This is a genomic window from Streptococcus sp. HMSC034E12, assembly GCF_001835915.1.
Taxonomy (GTDB): Bacteria; Bacillota; Bacilli; order Lactobacillales; family Streptococcaceae; genus Streptococcus; species Streptococcus vaginalis.
Genome location: NZ_KV826428.1, coordinates 1 through 993, shown reverse-complemented (window position 1 = coordinate 993; position 993 = coordinate 1). Strand labels below are relative to the sequence as shown.

At 37.7% G+C, this 993-nt stretch carries 1 protein-coding gene; it reads right to left on the bottom strand.

Annotation, left to right across the window (positions count from 1 at the left end; genetic code table 11):
- Positions 1-175 precede the first annotated feature (175 nt).
- Positions 176-993 (bottom strand): replication initiation factor domain-containing protein (locus HMPREF2574_RS00935; RefSeq protein WP_070812061.1); only part of this gene is annotated, 818 nt, incomplete at its 5' end.

The following is a 993-nucleotide window of genomic DNA, read 5'->3' as shown; positions in this document are numbered from 1 at the left end:
CTCCTCCTCCTCCTCCTCAAAGAAAAAATAAAAACTAATCTCAGAACGTTTTTAAAGCCCATATTTTGCCCTCTAAGCGATTTTAGGTTTCTAAGGGTATAATTCTGCTATAAAATCAAAAAAAGCTCGTCAGGGGCTTTTTGAGCCTTCTGAGAGCCTTTTAGTGTATCTGTCTTTACTCAAATCCTAAAAATTCTTGAGTATATAGCCTTAAATCTTTTGCTAAGCGTTCAGATTGTTCTCTAAGCGCCTTGACCGTTTTTTCTGCAAATTCGTCTTGAAGTTCATTCAACTTTTGACGGATACGGTATTTTTTCTGACGGATTGCCCCTGTACTCAAGTTTGGATACATGGTTGGAATCAATGATTCATCATGCAGATAGAAATAAGCAAACTGGGAATCGTTAGCTAAGGCAGTATAGTCATACAGTCCAAATTTTCCTAATCGTGAAATCACTTCTGAAATTGTGTTTTCGTCAATAGCTTTAGTCCTTAGTTGCATTTCAAAGCGCCAATGGTATGGTGCTTTTTGTAAGTCCTCTTTTGTCAACTCATTCTTGCTTAATTTCTCTTTGTTCTTGTCATACAAACGAACTTGAATATTGCTAGAACGACTTCCAAAATAGCGTGTTTCTAATTCACCACTTCGTCCATAATAGACTTTCTCCGAAACTCCCCCTTTTACGTGCTTCAGATTGATGATTGAGGGCATGTTATAGACATCAAAAGCCAGGTCTAATCTCGATAGATGAGATTCTAGCTTGTTTAACGTGATATAAGCCATTAACTGTCTCCAAATTCCCATTCCACCGTATTTCTTGATTCTGTTAGGGTTGAAATCTATTCTGACAAAGACATTCACTTTTCCAGTCACTTCGACATAAAACAGATTGACGATTGAACCGTCCTCTAAGTGTCTTGAAATCGACATAGAGTTGAACTCATCTTGAGTGGTTGAGAACCCATGAGGCAGATTCTCTTGCAGACTTTTTT